This is a genomic window from Arthrobacter sp. TWP1-1 (genome assembly GCF_049897845.1).
GTDB lineage: Bacteria > Actinomycetota > Actinomycetes > Actinomycetales > Micrococcaceae > Specibacter.
In genome coordinates, this window is record NZ_JAFCXC010000011.1 from 41,047 (window position 1) to 57,130 (window position 16,084).

Below are 16,084 nucleotides of genomic sequence, written 5' to 3' on the forward strand. Positions count from 1 at the left end.
GAAAGGGAGATGTTTGGTTGAACCGCGGGTTAACGCGACGCCAATCATGCGAGTCGAGATGACCCTGGTGGGTAGTCTTGGGCCATGGAAACGGTTTTGTGGTCCCGGCCGGAGAATGAACGTGCGGGCACCCCGCTGCTGTTGATGCTGCATGGTTATGGTTCGGATGAAAACCGCATGGGCGAGTTGTTCCAGAAGCTACCGAAGGGGTTCACCTGCGCGGCGCCGCGGGCACCGAAGGACATCTCGGGTGACCACGGCTGGTTCTTGCTTGATTACTTCCTCAACAACGACTTTGCCGAGGTGGTGAGTTCGGCTTCAGCCGTCCTTGGCTGGCTCGACACGGTCGTGGCCCGCTACAAGTTCAGCAGCGTATCGGTGCTGGGTTATTCGCAGGGCATGGCCATGGCCACCACGCTCATCCGGCTCCGGCCGCAGACGTTCACGGTGGGCGTTGGCTTGTCCGGCTTCGTGCTGCACAATGAGCTTCTTGCCGCCATGGAACCGCTGGCACACCAGATCCCATTCTTCTGGGCTCGAGATCCTGGCGACCTAGTCATCAACCAGGACGCCACAAACTTCACCGCCGAATGGCTTGAAAGCAATACGGATCTCTCTGCCGCCAGCTATGCGGACATGGGCCACAACACCCGTTCCGACGAGCTCGCCGATGTGTCATCTTTCTTGACCGGACAGGTGCCCGGCTCGTTCGTTCCAAGCGGATAGGCCCAAGCGGGTAGGAGTGTTATCCCGAAGTCAACCAAATGGTTGATGGCCCGGGTCTACTGCGTCCCTAGGCTGGATATAAAGGCCCGCAAATGGGGCCCGTAGCAAAGGTTGCCTCGTGAAAAAGCTCTTTTATTCAGCATTCGCCTACATGGTCATTGGCGTACTCTCCGGCTTGTTTTACCGTGAGTTCACCAAGGGCAAGGACTTCTCCGGTTTCACCCAGCTCTCGGTGGTTCACACGCATCTGCTCACCCTCGGGTTCATCGTCCTGTTGATTGTGCTGATTCTTGAAAAGCTGTTCTCGCTGAGCAAATCACGACTGTTCGGCTGGTTCTTCTGGACGTACAACGCCGGCCTGGTCCTCACCGCCGCCATCATGGTTGTCCACGGAATGATGCAGGTCAATGGCAACACCGACGTCTCGGCCGCCATTCCCGGAATCGCCGGACTCGGCCACATTCTGCTCAGCGCCGGCATGGTCTTCCTCTTCCTGGCCCTGCGCACCCGCCTCTTTGGCCCTGACTCCAAGCACGACGTCGGCCTTCCCGTTGCGCTCGCAGGCTAGGCTGCCGCTGTGGTTTCCTGACAGTTCTCCTGAAAGTGAAGGGTTCTCCCTACAGTGAACGCCGGGCTCCTGTCAGAATTGGCAGTTACCCTAGAAGCACAGACTCTGCAGGGAGAATTTATGGCAAGCAAAGACCTTAATCACGTAGGAATGCCGCCCGGTCCCGGTTTTGCACGATCGGGCGTCAAGGCCAATCCGGCGGTCAAGATTGCCGCTGACGCGGCTTTTGATAAACAAGGAAACCCCACGCCCGCCGTCCACAACATGCTGCTCAAGGCTGTCGAGGTTCAACGCCCGCTGGTGCTGGCAAATCTGCGGCGCCTGCGCAAACGCTACCCGCACGCAACGGCCTACGAGCTCAGCCAGCGGTTGGAGCGCGACTTCCTTAACGGCGTCGGCACCGGAGGCGCGGCCATTGGGGCCACGGCCATCATTCCTGGTGTGGGAACCGTTGTGGCGTTATCCATCTCGGCGGCCGCAACGCTCGTGTTCTTGGAAGCAACGGCCCTCTACGCCCAATCCATTGCCGAACTCCATGGTGTCCGGCTCCAGGATCCAGAGAGCGCCCAGCTCACGGTCATGGCCATCATTCTCGGTGAAGAAGGTCAGGCCATGTTGACCGGCCTGACCGGCCATGCGCTGGGAACAGGCAAAACGCCCATGCAGGCGTGGGGCAAGACGGTGAGCAAGAGCATGCCGCTGGCCACCGTCAAGGGCTTAGTGGGTCCCATGCAAAAAATGTTTCTCAAGAAGATGGCCGCCAAGGGCAGCGCCTCCATTGTGGGCAAGGCCCTGCCATTTGGTATTGGTGCAGCCGTTGGTGGAGTCGGAAACTACATGATGGGCAAGGCCGTCATCGCCTCAGCCAATCGCGCATTTGGGCCGGCCCCGATGGAAATTCCAGCGCATCTTTTGGCCGAACTTGAGGCGACCGCCAAGCAGCCGAAGCCACCGAAGGCGCTCAAACCACCGAAGGTAAAGAAGGCCCCGAAACCACCGAAGGCGCCGCGCAGCCAGAAGTGAGATGCATTGGCCTTCGTGCAGCAGCAGCCCCTCCGGAGAACATCTCTCGGAGGGGCTGGGCGGTCGTTCAGGGGACCAATAGGACCTTGATGGCGCGTCGTTCATCCATAGCGCGGTAAGCCTCGGGTGCTTCCTCGAGCGGCATGACGACGTCGAACACCCGGCCAGGGTTGATGTTGCCAGCCAGGACATCGGCAAGCAGTTCCGGGATGTAGGTACGGGCCGGGGCCATGCCGCCGCCGATGCTGATGTTGGTGTCGAAGAGGTAGCGCAGCGGAATTTCGGCGCCGCCCGTGGGAACGCCGACAAAGCCCAGTGCCCCGCCCGGGCGAACACTGTGCAGCGCTTGCTCCATGGATTCCTTGGTACCGACGCACTCCAAGACTGAATCGGCTAGGACGCCGCCGAGGAGTTCGCGGACCTTCGCCACTCCGTCTTCCCCGCGTTCTTCCACGATGTCCGTGGCGCCAAATTCCCGGGCAATTGCCTGCCGGTCAGCGTGCCGAGACATGGCAATAATCCGTTCGGCACCCAATCGCTTGGCTGCCAGCACCCCGCACAGGCCAACAGCGCCATCGCCGACGACCACGACGGTACGGCCTGGCCCGGCCTTCGCGGCGAGGGCCGCGTGGTGGCCGGTGGCCATGACGTCAGAGAGGGTCAACAAGCTGGCGCGCAGAGCGTCGTCAGGCTCAGTGATTCCCGGAACCTTTACCAGGGTCGATTCGGCCAGGGGGATACGGACAGCCTGACCCTGACCGCCGTCGATCGGCAGTCCGGCTCCGTCCTTGCCGCCCCAGCCAGCCAAGTGATCGCAGGCTACGGTGACGCCGTTGAGGCACTGCGCGCACTTTCCGCAGCTGATCACGAACGGAGCGATGACCAAATCTCCCACGGCCAAATCGGCTACGTCGTCGCCGATGCTTTCCACCAGACCGATGAATTCATGCCCGATCGCAGAGGGCTCGTGAGTCGGCTTCACACCGCGGTAGGGCCAGAGGTCGGAGCCACAAACGCAGGCGGCGGTGACCCTCACGACGGCGTCGGTGGGCTGCAGGATAGTGGGGTAGTCGCGGTCTTCGACGCGGATGTCGCCGGGGCCGTAGATGATGGTTGCGCGCATGAAGATTCCTCGGTTCGTGGACTATTTTGAAGTCGAGTTTAGTTCTGATCGGTCATCAGGTTTGTTCATAGGGTGAAGAGGCCTGCGGGGCCTGCCGTCTAACCGAAGACGAGTGTTGCGATGGTGAAGATCGCCAAGCCCGCAAGGGAACCCACCACGGTGCCGTTGATGCGGATGAACTGCAGATCCTTGCCCACCTGGAGCTCGATCTTCTGTGAGGTTTCTTCCGCGTCCCAACGTTCAACCGTGTCGGTGATCAGGGACGTGATCTCGTGTTTGTAGGTGCCCACCAGGTAGGCGGCGGCGTTGGAGATCCATTTGTTGGCCTTGTCTGCCAGATCGGTGTCCTCCACGAGACGGACGCCGAACTCTTGCACGGCCCCGGCGAACTTGAGGCGAAGCTCGGAATTCGGATCTTCAACCGCGTCCGTCAGGGCTGATTTGATGGTCTCCCACGTCCGCCCGGCCAATTCGCGGACTTCTGGATCACCGAGAACCTGGGCCTTGATGGACTCTGCCTTGGCGATCATGGCCGGATCATGCTGGAGCTCCTGGGCCAGATCCTTCAGGTAGTTATCCAACTGCAGGCGCACCTCGTGGTGTGGATCGTCCTGCACGGCACGGGCAAACTTGTAAATTTCGGTGTAGATCTTATCGCCCACCAGACCGTCCACGAACTGCGGAACCCAGCTGGGGGAGCGATCGGAGACCAGACCGGAAATAGTCGTGTGGTTGGCACGGATCCAGGTTGCTGAGCGGTCAACCAACAAATCCACGAGCGCGTGGTGGTGCCCTTCAGCGAAGATGCGCTCGGCCAGCTTGCCGATGGGTGGGCCCCACGGCGGCTCCAGCACATGCTTGCGCACCATTGATTCGATGACGTCCTGGACGTCGTCGTCCTTCAACACCTCAATGGCGCCGCGGAGCGCGGTGGCACCTTCTGTTGCTACCCGTTGGGCGCTGGCCGGCTTGGACAGCCAGGCACCAACCTTCTGGGCGATCTGTGTGGTGGCCAGCTTTTGTGAGACCACTTCTTCGGAGAGGAAATTGGTCTCCACGAAGTCGCCCAACGACGCACCGATCTCATCCTTGCGGTTGGGGATGATGGCCGTGTGGGGGATCTTTAGGCCCATGGGGTACTTGAACAACGCGGTGACAGCAAACCAGTCAGCTAGGGCACCCACCATGCCACCCTCGGCCGCTGCCCGTACATACACGAGCCACGGGTACTGCTCTTGCAGGGCAAAGGCAAAGCAGAACACCACCGCCATAAACACCAGCAGTCCCAGTGCGATGTTTTTCATCCGTTTCAGGGCCGCGGCCTTTTCGGCGTCGGGGTTCGGTGCGGAAGTCAATGTGGTGCCGGATGGATCCAGCCTTTGTGTCTGCGCCATGAAGTAAGCGTAGCGTGGAGCCATGACCGTTCAGATTTACGCCCACCGAGGATCAAGCGCCGCCTTTGCCGAGCACACCCGAGCCGCCTATTTACAGGCCCTGGCCGACGGCGCCGACGGGGTCGAGTGCGATCTTCATCTCACTGCCGATGGTGAACTTGTCCTGCTCCACGACGACGATGTCGGCCGGACTTCCAGTGGCTCGGGACCCGTTGCTTCGCAGACGCTGGCGCAATTGCGGGAGCTGGACTTCTGCTCCTGGCACGGTAGCGAGATCCCTGCCGAGTTTGGCGGCTCATCAGAGCAGTTGCTCACCCTGCCGGAGCTGCTGGAAATTCTGGACGGAGCCGGCAGAGACGTAGGGCTGGCCATTGAGTTCAAATATGGCGCCTCCTTCAGCCCGCAGCTGATCGAAAAAACGCTGGAAACTCTGCGCAACCATGGCTGGAACCCGGAGAGTTCCACCACGGGCCGTGTGCTGGTTTCCTTCATGAGCTTCCACCCGTCGGCCGTGAAATATCTCTCCGAGCGGGTTCCCTCGGACCACCTGTGCCAGCTCCTGGAGCAGGTGGACATCGAAGACGTCAAGGAGGAACTGGAGGTCGGAGCCATTGCCGGGCACACGGTTGCGTTCCTGATGCGCCGAGCCATGGCAGAAGGCGAGAAGTTGGTGAACGACGGCGTGGCCCACCTGGCGGGCCCCGGCGTCGAGTACCTGCGGGCCAACCCGGGCAACGCCGCAACATGGGTGCGTAAGGGAAGAGCGTTGCGGGTCTGGACCGTTGACACGCCCGAAGACCTGACGTTGTGTCTGGCGGCCGGTGTCACCCAAGTGACGACCAATAAGCCGCGTGAGATCAGGGAGCTTCTTGCCTCCTCGCTTGCTTCATGGCAGGTAGTTGAACAACCGGGGTCGGGACTGTTGACGGAGGGGCTTGACGCCATGTGATTGCATGTAACCATGGCATCGCGAATTGAAGACTATGCACTGCTCTCGGATCTACACACGGCCGCCTTGGTGGGCCGGGACGGGAGTATCGATTGGTTGTGTTTTCCACGTTTTGATTCACCCTCCGTTTTCACGGCGCTGTTGGGAACCTCTGATCACGGCCGCTGGTTGATGGCGCCGACTCACACCGAGGCTGCTGTCCAGCGCCGTACGTACGTTGGGCGGACCTTTGTCCTTGAGACCGTGTGGGAAACCCCTGAAGGTTCCGCGCGGGTCACCGATTTCATGCCGGTCAAGGACCGCCGCGCCTCCGTTGTCCGCCGTATCGAGGGACTCAGCGGCAGCGTTGAATTCATCGAACGGATCAGCGTCCGCCCCGGCTACGGCAAGGTCTTGCCCTGGGTTCGCAGGATGGACGCTGCCGACGGGACAGAAGCGATCGTAGCGGTTGCCGGGCCCGACGCCTTGGTGCTGCGCGGTGATGAGCTGCCTGTCGCCGTCGACCATGAACACGCCGGGACCTTCACTGTTCGGGCCGGGGAGTGGGTGCAACAGGAAATGACCTGGTACCCGTCGCACCGTCCCGTTCCGGACGCGATCGACATTGACTTTGCCCTTGGGCAGACCATTGACTACTGGGAAGACTGGGCCGCTCGGTACAACCAAGACGGCAAATATGCTGCCATCGTGGAGCGCTCACTGCTGGTGCTGCGTGCGTTGACACATGAGGATACCGGCGGGATTGTTGCGGCACCCACCACCTCGTTGCCCGAAGACTTTGGTGGCGCCCGGAACTGGGATTACAGATTCTGCTGGCTGCGGGATGCGGCCCTGACCCTAGAGGCGATGCTTACCCACGGTTTTGACGACGAGGCCATGAAGTGGCGCGACTGGCTGCTGCGGGCGGTGGCGGGCGATCCGGAAGACCTGCAGATCATGTATGGGCTGTCGGGGGAACGCGAGCTGGCGGAGGGTGAGCTGAGCCATTTGCCTGGCTACGAAGGCGCCCTGCCCGTGCGGATCGGCAACGGCGCTGTTGGCCAGTATCAGGCCGACGTTGTAGGCGAGGTGCTGGTCGCCTTGGAGAAGTTGCGGCTCGCCGGCGGACATGAAGATCACTTCTCGTGGCCGCTGCAACAGGCCATGTTGGGTTTTGTCGAGAAGCATCTGGCCGCGAAAGACCACGGCATCTGGGAAATGCGGGGGGAGCTGCTGCACTTCACCCATTCGCGCGTCATGATGTGGGCGGCCTTTGACTGTGGTGCGCGGGCGGTGCGCGATCACGGCCTTGAAGGGCCGGTGGAGCGTTGGGAAACTCTCCGGGATCAGCTTCACGCCGAGATCATGGAGCATGGCTTCAACAAGGAACTGAACACCTTTACTCAAACGTACGGCGGCACGACAACCGATGCTTCCCTACTTGTCCTGCCACAGGTCGGGTTTGTGGCGTACAGTTCCCCGGAAATGCTGGGCACCGTGGCTGCCTTGGAAAATGAATTGGTGGATCGGCACGGGCTGATCCTGCGCTACCAAACGGAATCGGGCCTTGACGGCCTGGAACCGGGCGAGCACCCCTTCCTTGCCTGCTCCTTCTGGTTGGTTGAGCAGTATGCGCACTCTGGCCGCCACACAGACGCCGTCGCACTCATGGACAGGTTGGTGGGGTTGGCCAACGAAGTGGGCCTGCTCAGCGAGGAGTACGACATGGACCAGGGCCGGATGGCCGGGAACTTCCCCCAAGCGTTCTCGCATCTGGCCCTGGTGCGCGCGGCCGATGCCTTGCACGGCACCGAAAGTCTCAGCCTGTCCACCGAGGCTATCGACACCAACACCATGCCGATTGTGATTTTTCAAGGCTAATCCGATTCTTGCCATGTGGACGGACATGAGTTGGCTCATGTTGGCGTGAAAGCATGGGGGAGATGAAACTTAAGGATTCGCCAGCAGCCAAGATTGGTGCCTCGATCGCCGTCGCAACGGGCCTGTACGGAGTCTCTTTTGGTGCGCTCTCGGCGGCCTCCGGACTTTCGTTCTGGCAGACCATGGTGCTGAGCCTGATGCTTTTTAGCGGAGGTTCGCAATTTGCCTTCATTGGCGTGGTGGCTGCCGGGGGCACCGGAGTCGCCGCCATGAGCGCCTCTGCGCTGCTGGGCATCCGCAACGGCGTCTACGGCATGCAGCTCAACGCCCTGATACGGCCCACGGGGTGGCGTCGCTTTGCCGCAGCCCACGTGACGATCGATGAATCCACAGCCACCGCCACCGGCCAAAGCGATCCCGATGAGCAAAAACGCGGGTTCTGGGTGGCCGGTGTTGGGGTCTTTGTCCTGTGGAACATCATGACCGCGGTGGGGGCCATGATTGGCGACGCCCTAGGTGATCCCAAGCAGTGGGGCCTTGACGGGGCTGCCGTGGCAGCATTCCTTGGCTTGTTGTGGCCCCGCATCAAGGCATTCCAGCCTGCCGCGATCGCCGCGGTATGTGCCGTAGTGACGCTGCTGGCCGTGCCGCTCGTTCCACCGGGCGTGCCCATCCTCGTGGCAGCGCTCGTGGCCGGATTGATCGGCTGGTTCCGGCGAGATAGTGCTCCGGACCATGCGCCCGGGCACATCAGCGACGGCCTGGAACCGGACATTGAGCCATATACGCAATCTGTATATAAGCACGACCACTCTGCGCACAAGCACGACGCCGGAACTCGCGAAGTGGAGAAATCATGAGTTTGTGGGTGTGGCTCTTGATTGCGGCCGTGGTGGCCTATGCAACCAAGTTGCTGGGTTACCTGGTGCCGGCCAAGGTGCTGGCGAACCCGCGGATGTCGCGTGTTGCCGGAACACTGACCATTGGGCTTTTGGCCTCGTTGACAGTTGTCAACGCAGCGGCCACGGGCACGAACGTGGTGATCGATGCGCGGCTTGGCGCCTTGGCAGCGGCCGCCATCGCGCTTTGGTTCAAGGCACCATTTTTGGTGGTTGTGCTGGCCGGAGCCGCTGCCGCCGCCGGGTTACGGCTGCTGGGCTGGCCCTGATCCGTAGGGGTTCTGGCTGGGCTCCGGTTGCGCATAAGGCGGAGTCGGGGGCTGGTCAAAGGACTGAGGCTGCCCCTGGTAAGGCTGCTGCGTGTAGGGCTGGGCGAATTGTTGCGGCGCGAATTGCTGCCCATACTGCGGCTGCCCGTACTGCTGTGCATATTGTTGGGCGTACTGCTTCTGTGCCGGCGTCAGGTAGGCCGGGCCAAGATACCGGGCATCGCCGTAGGAGAGAATCGCAGCGAAGACCACCGGCAGGAAGATCAGACCAACGGTGAACCCGGTGTCCTTGCCAAAAGACTTAGCAATGTCATTCATGATGACGATCTGCATATAGATGTTGAAGTAGGGAATGAACAAGAGCCAGAAATGCGATTCCGGACGGCCAGCCATTTTCACTAAGATCCACATATTGTAGAACGGCACATAGGCCTTCCACTTTGCGTGGCCCGCCTTGCTAAAGGCGCCCGCCCAGACGAGGCCCGAGACCACAAAAGCCACCGCGAATATCAAAAGATAGATGAAGGTCATCATGACGATGAGTCCAGTAACGGCGGCAGGATCCATGGTGCTTTCGTTGTAGTAGGAATCTCCGTAAGGATCGGGGCTGGTGGTAAAAGGGCGCGCGAAGGCAGCAAAGGAAGCAAGCATGGTGCAACCTTAGCCCCGATATGGGGGCCGTCCCATGGGCAGAAGTGCCCATAATGGAACGAGGTTCAAGAATTGAACAAAGCAGATTGAACAAAGCAATTTGAGGAGACTTTCATGATTGTGGCATTTTCACTGGCACCCAGCGGTACACCCACCGACACGGCTGCAGGAACGGGCGACGACGCCTCGGTCCACACCGCGGTTGCGGCAGCGGTAAAGGTGGTCCGCGAATCGGGCCTGCCAAATCACACAAGCTCCATGTTCACCGAGATCGAAGGTGACTGGGATGAGGTTATGGACGTTATCAAGCGGGCCACGGAGGCCGTGGCCCGCTATGGGACACGGGTTTCCTTGGTGTTGAAGGCCGACATCCGTCCCGGCCACACGGGCGAACTCAGCGGCAAGGTCGAGCGGCTGGAAGGCGCGCTCGACGCCTTGGGCGAGTAACGGCGTCGAGCATTCCGGCGGTACAGCGGATCGAGGGCGGAGATCTGCGAGGATGTGGCATGAGCATATTGCTGCGAGCAGCCACTGATGAGGACGCAGAAGCGGTCATGCGCCTGCACCTGCGCTGTCATGAGGAAGCTTATGGCAGGCACCTGCCGCCGGAGTTCTTTGCGATGCGGCGAAAGACGCTGGGCGGACGGATCGAAACCCTTCGCAAGGGGATCGCGGCCGGGCATATTCCAACCGTGGCATACGACGCTGCGGGGCTAGTGGGTGTTGCTGCCAGCGGCGTTTCGGAAGATCCCGGGGCTCCAGCTCCCTTGGAATTGCGAATGATTTACACCCTGGCCCGGGTTCATGGCAGCGGGGCCGGGCAGCTGCTGCTCGACGCGCTCATCGGTGCGGATGCGGCCTTCCTTTGGGTCCTGGAAGACAATCCGCGCGCCCAGGCCTTTTATGCCAAGAATGGCTTCGTTGCGGACGGGGCCACCGACCGTATGGATGACACCTGGCACAAGCTGCCCATGGTTCGGATGGTCAGGGCTGCTGTTATCTGGGCTTAGGCGGGCGGGAGCTCGACTACGCTTGCAGGGTGACTATTTCGCCGCGGTCTGCCGCCCTCTATCCCGCCGTCTTCCACAAGGCTGAGTGCTTCTGATGGGCCGTCAACGCGCGCCAAAGAATATCGAGCTCGAAGCTGTTGCGGACTTCAAGGGTCCCGTGGCCGGCATGTTTACAACCGATACGGGCAAGGCTGAGCTGATTCCTGACGGCGACAACCCCAACGGCTGGCTGCTCATGCTCAATGGGGTGCAAAGCTCGCACGTGGACCTTGCCGATCCGCTCCGTCTGGACTTTGAATACATGCGCTGGATCATGGCGTTGGTGCAAGACCGGTGGACGTCAGGGGAGAAGTTGCGCAGCTTGAGCCTTGGTGGCGCGGCGTGTTCGATGCCCCGCTACCTGGTGGCCGCCTACCCCAACTCCCGCAATGTGGTGGTTGAGATCGATGGCAAGCTGGCCAACCATGTTCGTGACTGGTTTGATCTGCCCCGGGCACCGTTGCTGAAGATTCGGGTGGGTGAGGCACGTGAGGTCACCGAGACGTTGACGGAGGCGAGCCGAGATCTGATAATCCGTGACGTCTTTTCCGGGTCTAAAACCCCGCATGCGCTCACCACCGCCGAATTCACGCAAGCAGCCCGAAAGGTACTTATTCCAGGGGGCGTATATGTGGTGAACTGCGGAGATTCGCCGGCATTGCTCACCGCCCGCAGGGAGGCAGCTACCATTGCTGCCGCGTTCAAGCACACCGTCATCATTGCCGATCCGCCCATGCTCAAGGGCCGGCGCTCCGGCAATGTGATCATTGCCGGAAGCGATGCGCCCCTAGGTGATGGTGCTGGACTGCCACGGACGTTGCTTGGTGGCGCAATGCCCGCCCAGGTCTGGGATGACGCGAAGGTTCGTCAGTTTGGCCGCAGCGCAGTGGTACTGACGGACTCAGAAACCGACCACTAACCCAGGCGGTTCAACGCGCGCTGAGCGCGTCATCCGGAACGTGGACCACATTGGAGGTGTCAACCAAATCTGCGCGTTCCAGACCCTTGCCGCGCACCCACAGCTTGAAAGCCAGAGTCAGCAGGACCAGCCAGCTCGCGCCTACATAGAGGGCCACACGGGTATCGGGATAGATGCCCAACAGCACAATCACACCCGCCATGAACACGGCTGTCAGGATCGAAGCCAAGGGCCAGAATGGGACGGGGAAGTTGGACGGCGCGATGGCCTTGCGGGAGATTTCCCGTTTCATGGCAACGTGCGACGCCAGGATCATGATCCACACCCATACCGTGGCGAACGTGGCGATGGAGGCGATGACCAGGAAAACATCCTCAGGGATTGTGGCGTTGAGAACCACACCCACCAGCAGCACCCCGGTCATCAGGACAACTGTCATCCAGGGCACGCCCGAACGTGAAATCCGACCGAAAACCGCGGGTGCATGGCCCTGTTGGGCAAGGCCGAACAAGACACGGCCGGAGCCAAAGATGTCGGAGTTGATGGCTGAAAGCGCTGCGGTGATGACAACCGCATTGAGGATGTGGCCTGCCAGCGGGATACCGAGAGAATCAAAAATCTGCACGAACGGACTGGTCTCGCCGGTGATTTCGTTCCACGGGATCAGGGTCATCAGGACGCCGATCGTCAGTACGTAAAACAGCAGGATGCGCACCGGGACGGTGTTGACGGCCGCCGGGATGCTCTTGCCGGGATTCTCCGCCTCGCCAGCGGTCACGCCGATAGTTTCAATACCGCCAAAGGCAAACATGACCACGGCGAACGCGGCCAGGAGTCCCGTCCAGCCGTTAGGCATGAAGCCCCCGTGATTCACGAGGTTATTCAGGCCTGGGACGCTTTCCCCGCCGTCCACATGGAAACCGAAAACGATGATGGCAACGCCGCCAGCGATCATGGCAATGATGGCACCGACCTTGACGATGGAGAACCAGAACTCGAGCTCACCAAACACTTTCACACTGAGGAGGTTGATCGCGGCCAGGAAGAAGATGATAGCCAGAACCCAGATCCAGCGCGGGACGTCGTGGAACCAGAAACCCATGTAGATGCTGAACGCGGTGACATCGGCGATGGCAACAATGGCCATTTCAAAAACGTAGGTCCACCCGGTGATGAATCCCGCCAGTGGCCCGAGGTAACGGCTGGCGTATTGGCCGAAGGAACCCGAAACAGGATGCCGAACTGCCAATTCACCCAAGGCGCGCATGACCATGAACACGGCGGCGCCGGCAATGATGTACGCCAGCAGAACAGCCGGACCGGCTTTTTGAATGGCACTCGAGGAACCATAAAACAAGCCCGTGCCGATGGCAGAGCCGAGCGCCATGAAGCGGATATGCCGGGCGTTCAGACCACGGTTCAGGACAGATCCCTTGGGGTTCATGCGTGAGCTTTCTAACAATATGTACAAGGTGGCCTGCGCCACTTCTGGCGCAAATGTGGTGGCGGTTCTCACTTTTTCGATCGAATGGGGATCAAAAGAGCGTAAATTCACCGCATAATCTGGGATTTCAGACTGCAATATTCTATAGTGTGGGCACAGTGATCGCGATACTGGACCTATCCTGAGGGGCCATGACAATTCCTGAACGGACTCCCGCCGAGAACGCACCCGCGCGGCCAGTTGCCAAGTCGCCTGCGAAAGCCCCATCCAAGGTCCCCGCAGCCGAGAACACCCTGCGCATCTTGAAATTGTTGTCTTCAAAACGCGGGCCGCTTGCAGCCTCAACGATTGCCACGACCTTGGGGCTCCCACGCTCAAGCGTCTACCACCTGCTCGGTGTCATGGAGCAGAGCGGATTTGTCATGCACCTGCACGAAGAGCAGCGCTACGGGTTGGGGGTCGCGGCTTTTGAGCTCAGCAGCGCCTACTCACGGCAGGAGCCGCTGTCCCGATTGGGCCGACCCTTGCTTGCTGCGCTGGTGGACAAGATTGGCGTAAGCGCCCACCTCGCCGTGCTCCACGGGCGTGATGTCCTCTATATCGTGGAGGAGCGGGCCAAGAATCGTCCGTCCCTGGTGACCGACGTCGGCGTGCGGCTGCCGAGCCACCTCACCGCCAGCGGCCGGGCCATTTTGGCGGCGCTGCCGAAATCCCAGGTTCGGGCTCTGTACCCGAATGCCGCCGCGTTCAGCACGCGCACAGACGTGCCGGATCCCATTGGCAAGTACTCAACGCTCTCCGCCCATCTGGATCAGGTCCGTATTCGCGGATACTCCACGGAGAACGGCGAAGTGACCGACGGCTTTGGTTCGGTGGCGGCTGCTGTGACCGATCACCTCGGGTGGCCCGTTGCCGCCGTGGCTGTGACGTTCCTGGAAGAAAAGGTCCCGGCCGAGAAGTGGCCGGACCTGGCGCTGCGCGTTGAGAAGGCGGCCAAGGAGCTGTCCGCGCGGATTTACGGCCGCCGCGAAGGATGATTCTAGCGGCGGATTTGGCTCCGAGGCGGCATGTCTGGAATCCCGGACAGCCCGCGTTCGAAGGTGCAGATTTCCGCGTCATTTAGCGGGATAGTGGGAAGCAAGACCACCGCAACAAAAGGATTCCGCCATGACCACCGCCGTTCGTTCCCACGAAGTCACTCTCTCCTTCTCAGGTGTCACGCCTGAAGACGTCATCGCCGTGGCCCGCCACAATGCCAAGGTGGTGATCAGTGCGGAGGCGCTGGCCGGCGTCGAACGCGTCAGGAAGCACATCGAGGAGCTGGCCCACTCCGACACCCCGGCGTACGGCATCTCCACTGGCTTTGGTGCACTGGCCAACCGCCACATCCCGGCGGACATGCGCACCCAGCTGCAAAAATCGCTCATTCGCAGCCACTCCGCCGGCATGGGCCCGGCTGTGGAGCGCGAGGTGGTGCGCGCGCTCATGTTCCTCCGCGCCAAGACATTGGCCAGCGGCCGGACCGGCGTGCGCCCCGTGGTGGTGCAAACCATGGTTGACGTGCTCAATGCCGGCATCACGCCCGTCGTTCGCGAATTCGGCTCGCTGGGTTGCTCAGGCGACCTCGCTCCGCTCTCGCATTGCGCGCTGGTGCTCATGGGTGAGGGTGAGGCAGCCGGGCCCGACGGCGTCGTCCGCCCCGTCCCGGAACTTCTCGCTGAGGCCGGCATCACGCCCATTGAGCTGGCCGAAAAGGAGGGCCTGGCACTCGTCAACGGCACCGACGGCATGCTCGGCATGTTGCTCATGGCCATCGCCGACCTCAAAATGCTGCTCACGACGGCGGACGTGACCGCGGCATTGAGCGTCGAGGGCCTGCTGGGCACCGACCAGGTGTTCGTGCCCGAGCTGCACATGGAGCTGCGTCCGCACCCCGGCCAGGCCGCCAGCGCCGACAACATGCTGCGCGTGCTCGCGAATTCGCCCATCGTTGCCTCACACCGGGTGGGCGATTCCCGCGTCCAAGATGCTTACTCGCTGCGTTGTGCACCGCAGGTTGCCGGCGCGGCCCGTGACACCGTGGACCACGCACTCATGGTGGCCACCCGCGAACTTGCCGCCTCGATCGACAATCCGGTAGTTCTCCCCGATGGTCGGGTCTCCTCTAACGGCAACTTCCACGGCGCTCCGGTGGCGTACGTGCTGGATTTCTTGGCGATCGTGTCCGCGGACGTTGCCTCGATCGCCGAGCGCCGCACCGACAGGATGCTGGACCCAGCCCGTTCGCATGGCCTGCCCGCCTTCCTGGCCGGCGATCCCGGCGTGGATTCCGGCCTCATGATCGCGCAGTACACGCAGGCCGGTCTGGTTTCGGACTCCAAGCGTCTCGCCGTTCCTGCGTCGGTGGACTCGATCCCCAGTTCCGCCATGCAGGAGGATCACGTGTCCATGGGCTGGCATGCCGCCCGCAAGCTGCGTAAGTCCGTGGAGAACTTGCGTCGCGTGTTGGCTATCGAACTGGTCACAGCCACCCGCGCCATCGACATGCGCACTGCTATGTCCGACGGCGTACTGGTCCCCGGACCGGCCGGTGCGGCCGTGCTTGAGGTACTTCGTGCCACCGTGCAGGGTCCCGGATCCGATAGGTTCCTCTCACCGGAGCTCGAAGAGGCCGATCGCTTAGTAGGTTCCGGCGCGATTCGCGCGGCAGCCGAGAAGGCCACCGGTCCGCTGAACTAATCCCCACCTGCTCCCCAAACGAAGCCGCTGGCGCGCCTTCGTTTGGGGCCCCTCGCAGGCGTGGGCCCATCGCTCCCTCGCGTTCGAAGTGGCGGTTAGTCGGCCCCGAGGATGGCGTTGAGCAGGCCCGGGAAGCGGATGTTTAAGTCTTCGTTGCGGAGGCTGCTCAGGATCGAGGTGCCCCGGTACTGCTGGGAGATCACGCCGGCTTCGCGCAGCACGCGGAAGTGGTGAGTTGAGGTGGATTTGCTCACGGGCAGATCGAAGGCGATGCAAGCCTGATCGTCGTGACCGTTGGCCAATTGGGCCACAATGGTGCGGCGGACCGGATCCGCAAGAGCGGAGAGTATTGTGTCCAGGCTCATCTGTCCGGGAGTGGGGTGCTCGAGGCGGCGTGCGGGGCCCATGGTTTATTGCTCTCCTTGTCGAGCGGCTTGCTTGTACGAGAATCATCATACTACGATGATTCTC

At 61.5% G+C, this 16,084-nt stretch carries 17 protein-coding genes; 12 read left to right on the forward strand and 5 right to left on the reverse strand.

The genetic code is table 11. The features are described 5' to 3' along the window. Positions 1-84: 84 nt before the first annotated feature. From ACP7B9_RS15955 to ACP7B9_RS15965, 3 genes are all read left to right on the forward strand, one after another. Positions 85-726 carry an alpha/beta hydrolase gene (locus tag ACP7B9_RS15955; protein WP_425864949.1) on the forward strand — a complete coding sequence of 214 codons (642 nt, stop codon included), beginning with the start codon at positions 85-87 and terminating at the stop codon, positions 724-726. A 118-nt stretch (positions 727-844) separates the two neighbouring features. Further along, on the forward strand, positions 845-1,294 hold the full coding sequence (locus tag ACP7B9_RS15960; protein ID WP_425864950.1) for a DUF2871 domain-containing protein: 450 nt from the start codon (positions 845-847) through the stop codon (positions 1,292-1,294). Positions 1,295-1,414: 120 nt separating this feature from the next. Further along, positions 1,415-2,317: a hypothetical protein gene (locus ACP7B9_RS15965; RefSeq protein ID WP_425864951.1), complete on the forward strand. Its 903-nt coding sequence runs from the start codon at positions 1,415-1,417 to the stop codon at positions 2,315-2,317. A gap of 67 nt (positions 2,318-2,384) precedes the next feature. Here the strand turns inward: ACP7B9_RS15965 and ACP7B9_RS15970 are convergent, their stop codons facing one another. Further along, the gene (locus ACP7B9_RS15970; protein ID WP_425864952.1) at positions 2,385-3,440 is read right to left on the reverse strand and encodes a zinc-dependent alcohol dehydrogenase family protein; all 1,056 of its coding nucleotides are present in this window, start codon (positions 3,438-3,440) and stop codon (positions 2,385-2,387) included. Between the two features lie 98 nt (positions 3,441-3,538). After that, positions 3,539-4,834, reverse strand: a complete 1,296-nt coding sequence (locus ACP7B9_RS15975; RefSeq protein WP_425864953.1) for a DUF445 domain-containing protein — start codon at positions 4,832-4,834, stop codon at positions 3,539-3,541. A gap of 22 nt (positions 4,835-4,856) precedes the next feature. Between ACP7B9_RS15975 and ACP7B9_RS15980 the strand changes: the two genes are divergently transcribed. The 4 genes from ACP7B9_RS15980 (at position 4,857) to ACP7B9_RS15995 (ending at position 8,811) form a co-directional block, all read left to right on the forward strand. After that, positions 4,857-5,783 carry a glycerophosphodiester phosphodiesterase gene (locus ACP7B9_RS15980; protein ID WP_425864954.1) on the forward strand — a complete coding sequence of 309 codons (927 nt, stop codon included), beginning with the start codon at positions 4,857-4,859 and terminating at the stop codon, positions 5,781-5,783. A 12-nt stretch (positions 5,784-5,795) separates the two neighbouring features. Next, positions 5,796-7,643, forward strand: coding sequence for a glycoside hydrolase family 15 protein (locus tag ACP7B9_RS15985; protein ID WP_425864955.1), 1,848 nt, complete (start codon positions 5,796-5,798; stop codon positions 7,641-7,643). Between the two features lie 62 nt (positions 7,644-7,705). Next, positions 7,706-8,503 (forward strand): AzlC family ABC transporter permease, encoded by a 798-nt coding sequence (locus tag ACP7B9_RS15990; RefSeq protein ID WP_425864956.1) that lies wholly within the window; start codon positions 7,706-7,708, stop codon positions 8,501-8,503. After that, positions 8,500-8,811: an AzlD domain-containing protein gene (locus tag ACP7B9_RS15995; RefSeq protein ID WP_425864957.1), complete on the forward strand. Its 312-nt coding sequence runs from the start codon at positions 8,500-8,502 to the stop codon at positions 8,809-8,811. Before ACP7B9_RS15990 ends, ACP7B9_RS15995 begins: the two co-directional genes overlap by 4 nt. On the opposite strand, the gene ACP7B9_RS16000 is transcribed toward ACP7B9_RS15995, so the two are convergent. Beyond that, positions 8,788-9,462, reverse strand: coding sequence for a DUF5684 domain-containing protein (locus ACP7B9_RS16000; protein ID WP_425864958.1), 675 nt, complete (start codon positions 9,460-9,462; stop codon positions 8,788-8,790). The genes ACP7B9_RS15995 and ACP7B9_RS16000 overlap by 24 nt on opposite strands. 114 nt (positions 9,463-9,576) lie before the next feature. Between ACP7B9_RS16000 and ACP7B9_RS16005 the strand changes: the two genes are divergently transcribed. From ACP7B9_RS16005 to ACP7B9_RS16015, 3 genes are all read left to right on the forward strand, one after another. Further along, positions 9,577-9,909, forward strand: a complete 333-nt coding sequence (locus tag ACP7B9_RS16005) for a thiamine-binding protein (protein WP_425864959.1) — start codon at positions 9,577-9,579, stop codon at positions 9,907-9,909. Positions 9,910-9,968: 59 nt separating this feature from the next. After that, a complete protein-coding gene (locus tag ACP7B9_RS16010) occupies positions 9,969-10,472 on the forward strand; it encodes a GNAT family N-acetyltransferase (protein WP_425864960.1) in 504 nt (167 codons plus the stop codon). A 94-nt stretch (positions 10,473-10,566) separates the two neighbouring features. Further along, positions 10,567-11,430, forward strand: coding sequence for a spermidine synthase (locus tag ACP7B9_RS16015; protein ID WP_425864961.1), 864 nt, complete (start codon positions 10,567-10,569; stop codon positions 11,428-11,430). Between the two features lie 10 nt (positions 11,431-11,440). Here the strand turns inward: ACP7B9_RS16015 and ACP7B9_RS16020 are convergent, their stop codons facing one another. Then, a complete protein-coding gene (locus ACP7B9_RS16020; RefSeq protein WP_425864962.1) occupies positions 11,441-12,874 on the reverse strand; it encodes an amino acid permease in 1,434 nt (477 codons plus the stop codon). A gap of 191 nt (positions 12,875-13,065) precedes the next feature. Between ACP7B9_RS16020 and ACP7B9_RS16025 the strand changes: the two genes are divergently transcribed. Together ACP7B9_RS16025 and hutH are read left to right on the forward strand one after the other, a co-directional pair. After that, on the forward strand, positions 13,066-13,911 hold the full coding sequence (locus ACP7B9_RS16025) for an IclR family transcriptional regulator (RefSeq protein ID WP_425864963.1): 846 nt from the start codon (positions 13,066-13,068) through the stop codon (positions 13,909-13,911). A 130-nt stretch (positions 13,912-14,041) separates the two neighbouring features. Next, positions 14,042-15,613 (forward strand): histidine ammonia-lyase, encoded by a 1,572-nt coding sequence (gene hutH, locus ACP7B9_RS16030; protein ID WP_425864964.1) that lies wholly within the window; start codon positions 14,042-14,044, stop codon positions 15,611-15,613. A gap of 95 nt (positions 15,614-15,708) precedes the next feature. On the opposite strand, the gene ACP7B9_RS16035 is transcribed toward hutH, so the two are convergent. Further along, positions 15,709-16,020 carry an ArsR/SmtB family transcription factor gene (locus tag ACP7B9_RS16035; protein ID WP_425864965.1) on the reverse strand — a complete coding sequence of 104 codons (312 nt, stop codon included), beginning with the start codon at positions 16,018-16,020 and terminating at the stop codon, positions 15,709-15,711. Positions 16,021-16,084 lie beyond the last annotated feature (64 nt).